At 38.0% G+C, this 5,684-nt stretch carries 5 protein-coding genes and 1 pseudogene; 2 read left to right on the plus strand and 4 right to left on the minus strand.

Features of this window, described 5'->3' with window-relative positions:
• Nucleotides 1–459: 459 nt before the first annotated feature.
• Entirely contained in the window at nt 460–2,829 is a 2,370-nt protein-coding gene (locus QL998_RS20035; RefSeq protein WP_290193351.1) for a TonB-dependent receptor, read from the minus strand.
• Between the two features lie 215 nt (nt 2,830–3,044).
• A complete protein-coding gene (locus QL998_RS20040; protein ID WP_024590141.1) occupies nt 3,045–3,434 on the minus strand; it encodes a YkgJ family cysteine cluster protein in 390 nt (129 codons plus the stop codon).
• A gap of 550 nt (nt 3,435–3,984) precedes the next feature.
• Between QL998_RS20040 and QL998_RS20045 the strand changes: the two genes are divergently transcribed.
• On the plus strand, nt 3,985–4,164 hold the full coding sequence (locus tag QL998_RS20045) for a hypothetical protein (protein WP_024592379.1): 180 nt from the start codon (nt 3,985–3,987) through the stop codon (nt 4,162–4,164).
• Between the two features lie 199 nt (nt 4,165–4,363).
• Nucleotides 4,364–4,792 (plus strand): hypothetical protein, encoded by a 429-nt coding sequence (locus QL998_RS20050; protein WP_007586178.1) that lies wholly within the window; start codon nt 4,364–4,366, stop codon nt 4,790–4,792.
• Between the two features lie 135 nt (nt 4,793–4,927).
• Here the strand turns inward: QL998_RS20050 and QL998_RS20055 are convergent, their stop codons facing one another.
• Both QL998_RS20055 and QL998_RS20060 read right to left on the minus strand, forming a co-directional pair.
• Complete coding sequence (locus QL998_RS20055) at nt 4,928–5,584, minus strand: alpha/beta hydrolase (RefSeq protein WP_290193352.1); 657 nt, start codon at nt 5,582–5,584, stop codon at nt 4,928–4,930.
• Nucleotides 5,585–5,587: 3 nt separating this feature from the next.
• A pseudogene (locus QL998_RS20060) lies at nt 5,588–5,684 on the minus strand (IS5/IS1182 family transposase); the annotation flags it as partial.

The following is a 5,684-nucleotide window of genomic DNA, read 5'->3' on the forward strand; positions in this document are numbered from 1 at the left end:
GGTTTATATTCAATGGAAAAAGTAAGTACAGGATGGCTTGCTCAATCGGCGTTTAGAAAATAAGCCGAAGGGATAGAAGAATACAGGAGCCGTATACGAGGCCCGTACGTACGGTTCTGTGAGAGGGGTGAGGCAAAAGCCTCACCCTACTCGATGTGTTTGTAATTTAAGAGTTTTATACCAATTCGATTAATTAAGTGATCTATTTTGCGCTAAGAAAATAGGGTTGATAACAAGGCAAAAATTTCGTTATTTAGTTGTTATCACTAATTGCTCTTGCATTGCCTCCTGCCTCCATGCAGTCGTATATCAGAAATTCTTAACGCAGTTAGCGTCAGGTTTAATCCTTCAAATCGATTAAGTATTACTGCGTGTTGATATTATATATTCTAAAAATAAAAAAACCGCATTAATAAAATGCGGTTTGTAAAAATATAAACTAAAAACTGTTTTTAATTATTAAAAATAACCACGAACACCAAAGCGGAAGTTTCTGCCTGGTAGTGGGGCTTTATCTTTAATAAATGAGCTATGTACAAAACCTAACTCGTCGGTAATGTTATCTACATTTATATAAAGTTGTGCATCTACCGCACCTAAATCAAGTTGGTAATTAGCTTGTGCGTCAAATAACGTATAACCATCGGTTTGTGTTTCAAACGCAGTTACATCGTTTTGATCAAAGTAATGAGTACCTGTAAGCGTTAGTTGTAAATCACCTAAATCATACTGTAGCTCCGAGCCTAATTTATTGGCTGGAATACGCGGTAGGTTACCTTCATCATCTTTAAGTTTTGCACGAGTTGAGTCACCAAATACTTTAACCATAGCGCTTGATGTAATTTGATAGTGAGCATCAAATTCAATACCATATAGCTCTGCATCTTTGCTGGTAAACTGATAAACCGCAACGGCATCATCATGTGCACCAATAGCCGATTCTAAACCATCTTCTTCATCGTAAACTAAACCTGTATTTTCTTGGAAGTAGAAGTTTTTAATATCGTTATAGAAAAAGTTAACTGTGTAACCAAAATCACCGCTAAAGCGTCTAAAGCTTAAATCTAAGTTTGTTGAAGTTTCCTGTTTGATATTTTCTGGCTCAAAATGCGCTTCATTATCTTCAATATTGTAACCAAGGCCTAGCTCGTAAGTGCCAGTTGCAATGTGTAAACCGTTAGATAAAAGCTCTGCCGAAAGTGGTGCTCGTTCTGAATGAGAAATACTCGTAGCGATACTATGACCCGGCTTGTATTGCCAAATGGCACCAGCAGAGGCACTTAAATTGGTAAAACTTTCGTTATACCCAATGGTTTCTTCGTCGCTGTGATCTATCTCTACTTCACCGTGGCTATGCTCGTGTGCCGTGATTTGGCTTTCAATTTTGTAATCTTCAACACGTGCGCCAAGTTCAATTGTAATGTCGCCAAATTCACGTTCTTCTAGTAAATATAATGCGTTAGTTGTAGTTACACTTGCGGGTGTAAAGGCTTCTTCACCAATTGCATCGTAGTCAGAATCGCTGTAGTGATAGCCCATCATTCCGTGCCAATCAGCAAACTTATGCTCTACATTTAAACGTGCTTCAGTCGTTTTATTTTTAAAAGTAGTACCAATTTCGCCATCTTCAATTTCGCTGTGTGAATAATCTGTGTAGCCAACACGTAGGTTGATGGTTTCAATCCAGTTATTATGAAGGGCGTAACTTACAAGCCCTTGCCAGCGATCTTGCTCTAAATGTGCATAAACCGGCTCTTCAGCTGCTTCGTCTTCATGTTCTGCATGCTCTTCTTCAGTTTCACCTTCGTGATCGTGATGATGCTCATGCCCAGGAATACCGTAATCGGTATCAATACTACCGTACGAAAAACCAATCGTTAAATGATCGCCAACATAGCTAGTACCAAAGTTAAGTGTTTCGCTATCAATAAAAGTATTTTCTACCGAGCTTTCGGTTTCAACATCGCCATCATCGTCGGCAATAGTAAAGGTCGGTGTTTGGTAATCATCGCCGCTGCGCTTAGTACCATCAAAATGAAAGTTAAAGCCTTCATTACCTGTTTCAAGTTTTGCAGCTACGGTGTTTGAATTTGACACCGTATCGTGGCTGTATTCAGCAGCGCCTGTAAGCTCGTCGATATTGCTAGTAGGAATACGGTTATCAACCACGTTTACAACGCCACCAATTGCACCAGAGCCATAAAGTAGGGTACTTGGACCGCGCAACACTTCAATTTGCTCTGCCGCTAGGCTGTCGCTTGATGTCGCGTGGTCTGGGCCAATTCGCGACGCATCGCTGGCATCTAATCCATTTTGTGTGATTTTAACGCGAGGGCCATCTAAACCACGAATAATTGGGCTTGATGATACAGGGCCAAAGTAACTTGCATTTACGCCTGGTAAACCTTTAAGAGTTTCGCCAAGTGTTGGTTTAGATTTATTTCTTAATTCATCACCAGATAGCACACTTACAGGAGAAATCATTTCTAGGCTGTTCTTATGAAGTGCAGAGGCATAAACAACCACTGTTTCAACCGATGTTGGTTTAAGTGACACAGACAGATTATTTGAAGATTCGGTAACAGCAATACGAGAGTCGATGTAGTTGTCTTTACTAATATGTAATTGGCTGTTTGCATCTATATCGATAGCAAACTCGCCTAAATCATTACTTTTAACGCTTTGGTTTTTGCCATGGACATGGATAGAGGCATTTTTAATAGGTTGATTTTTATCATCCATTACTTTACCAGTAACGGTTGCAGCCAAAGCTGATTGAGAACATAAAACAGAAAAAATAGCAGAGGAGATTAATGTTAACTTTGTCATGGATATATTGGTTCGTGGTTATTATGTTGTGATATAATATAACACCGCAAAATTAACGAATCAACAATGTTATAGTATAACTTTGAATTTTGCGATGAATAATCTAAAAATGACGATTAAGCCAATATTATAAAAATTCAAATAATAGGTTTGTGAATAGAAAACTTATCTATTTGATCGAAGAACTCATAGCGCTAACCGGTAAACCTATGTATTTAATAGCGGCTATCTATCATTATCGCATCTAGTTTATGCTGCGCTCTTGTCTGATTTGTTATATCTACAGATTCAATCATTTCGCATTCGTCGCGGATCATCTCTGAAATAAGACTAGGGTAGTGGCGGCAGTCTTCTGGGCGGTCGAGGTAAATACTGCAGGTATACATATTTTTAGCGAGAGGATCTTTTTTAGGCGCAATTTCTAAAAATGGGCACACTTGAAGTCTTAAGCCTGTTTTTGGGTCAAACCAAATTTCGTTGTTTTTAACGTATTCATAAATTTCGGGGTTAAAGAGCTCCCATAAATCTATTTCCTCTTTCGTTGCGCTTAAATCGCCGCCGCCATATTTAATACAGCATTTACCACACTGGTTGCATTCTTTCATAATTGGCTAATTTAGTTGGCTGTTAACGAATTTAAGTTAGTTATTAGGGCGTGTTGACCTTTCGTGGTTGATTTTGCAGCTGTATGTTTGGTTTTTAGGCAAGGCAGAGCCTATGTAGTGTGGTTATTCCCCATAAATAGGCGATAACGCAGCATAAATGCCGAACATGCGCTGCCCTTTGGGTTCTTTCTAGGGGCGATTAACTCTTTGTTGCTCGGTTTTTACTTAGCCCACTAGGTTACAAACCTCGCGCCGCGATTAAATCGCCCCTAGATTGAACAAATTTCAATCCACAAAGGTCAACACGCCCTAGTGTAGCACCAAATTTATTATTAACGCTCTACTGAATTTACCCATCCTTTAATTTTTGGGTGTGTAAACAATAGTTAGATACAATAACTTAAGTTAAAACCCCTTGTTACATTTTATATAGTACAGGCTTTATTTAATGGTTTACTCTAAAGGTAGCGAAAAATGTTACAAACCCCGCTTGAGCAACTGTGTGATTGTTAAATGTTGCTGAGCGCGGATACCTAAGCAGGGCGTTATTATGAAAGAGGCTGTCACTAAGTTAAAAACAGAATTTAATGCAAAGTTATTGTATTGGAACAATCTTAAAAGTAGCAAAGCTAAAGCGGCAATCATCCTATTATTTTTAGTTGTCATTGCACTTAAAGTGTTTACGACCATTTTTACGTTGGATTGGGTTGCAAGTTTATTCAGCGTGTAAGTTTACCAAGAGTAATTGCGATAAAGTTTAATCACAGAGTGTTTAACGCCTACGCGATGTTCATTATTAATGTATTATTACGCTATACACCAAATTAAATAAATCAGTTGTTTAAATACGTTTTATAATGACTGTAATGATACATTTTAGCTAAATTGAGTGAGTAAATGAGTTTAGCTGCATTAAAGGATAACCAGTGATGATGAATACAAAAGTATATAAAGCGGTACATGATCTAGCAGAAGATTTAATGGCGGCGGCTAACAAAAATAACCGTGAAAAGTTTGAGTCGTTATTTGCTCAATTAAAAGCTATTTGTATTGAAAACGAAAACACCTCAAAAGATCACCCTGTACAATGGGAAACTTTAGCTGATTTTACCGAAGAGTTAGAAGAGGCAATTACTACTTACGAAAAAGCATTAGAAAAGTCGATTGCGATTAATAACAAAGATCACATGTCGTCGGTTTCTTTTTCAATGGCTACATTACAGCTTGAGCTTGGCCAAAAAGATGAAGCTATTAAAAACCTTCAAAATGCTAAAGTCAGCGCCAATAAAATTGAAGACAAAGAGCTTAAAGCTGAAATACACGACCTACTAGAGTCGCTTATTGAAGAAGAAGGTTAAATACATAAAAGTATAACTTATCCATATTAAATGTGATTTTTGTGGATTTAGCTTGAGCTTAATAAAGCGCTGATGGTTTATACCCTCAGCGTTTTTTATGTTCGCTATAAATACTAAACCAAAAGAAAAGGCTTACTATTGAGCTAGCTTATTCATAAAGTCGACAATGTACTTTGCAATTTCTACTGGTTTTTCTTCAACGCTAAAGTGCCCTGAATCGAGTAAATGCAGTTCAGCGTTCGGTACATCTTTTAAGTATGCTTTAGCGCCTTCGGCTATAAACGCAGGGTCGTTTTTACCCCATACAATTAACGTTGGTGGTTGGTACTTGCGTAAATAAGCTTGCCACTTTGGATAGTCGAGAAGGTTGTTGTAGTAATCTTGTAGCAATTGCACTTGAATTACTCTATCGGCTTTGGTTTGTAAAAAGTGAAGATCATGCGTCCAGCTATCTGGGCTCATCACTTCTGGGTTACTTTGTACGTCTCGTAAATACTGCTTATTAATAATGGCTTGTTCAGACGTGTACGAATAAATTTTATCTTGCTGAGCTTTCGAACTATCTTCATTCGCGGCTTTAAAAAATGCTTGCCTCGGTAGGGTTAGCCCCTCTAAATACGCATTACCATTTTGTACAATAAGTGCATCAAGTTTATTAGGATTATTTAACAACATTCTAAAGCCTACAGGTGCTCCAAAGTCTTGTATATATAGGCTGTAGCGCTTTACTTTAAGCGTTGTTAGTAACCCTTCAACGTATTGAGCTAGGGGCTGTTGATCTTTGTAGTACATATATCAATCAGCCCACATTGGTAGCCACATCATAGTAAATGCTAAAGCGAGCATTGAATGATAATTTCGTTCAAGCTTTTCATACCGCGTGGCTATCCCT

The organism is Pseudoalteromonas sp. APC 3691 (assembly GCF_030408135.1).
GTDB lineage: Bacteria > Pseudomonadota > Gammaproteobacteria > Enterobacterales > Alteromonadaceae > Pseudoalteromonas.

Bases quoted from the DNA above. Each gene is read 5' to 3' on its own strand.
- QL998_RS20035 (WP_290193351.1), bottom strand. From the start codon at position 2,829: ATGACAAAGTTAACATTAATCTCCTCTGCTATTTTTTCTGTTTTATGT.
- QL998_RS20050 (WP_007586178.1), top strand. From the start codon at position 4,364: ATGATGAATACAAAAGTATATAAAGCGGTACATGATCTAGCAGAAGAT.
- QL998_RS20040 (WP_024590141.1), bottom strand. From the start codon at position 3,434: ATGAAAGAATGCAACCAGTGTGGTAAATGCTGTATTAAATATGGCGGC.
- QL998_RS20055 (WP_290193352.1), bottom strand. From the start codon at position 5,584: ATGTACTACAAAGATCAACAGCCCCTAGCTCAATACGTTGAAGGGTTA.
- QL998_RS20045 (WP_024592379.1), top strand. From the start codon at position 3,985: ATGAAAGAGGCTGTCACTAAGTTAAAAACAGAATTTAATGCAAAGTTA.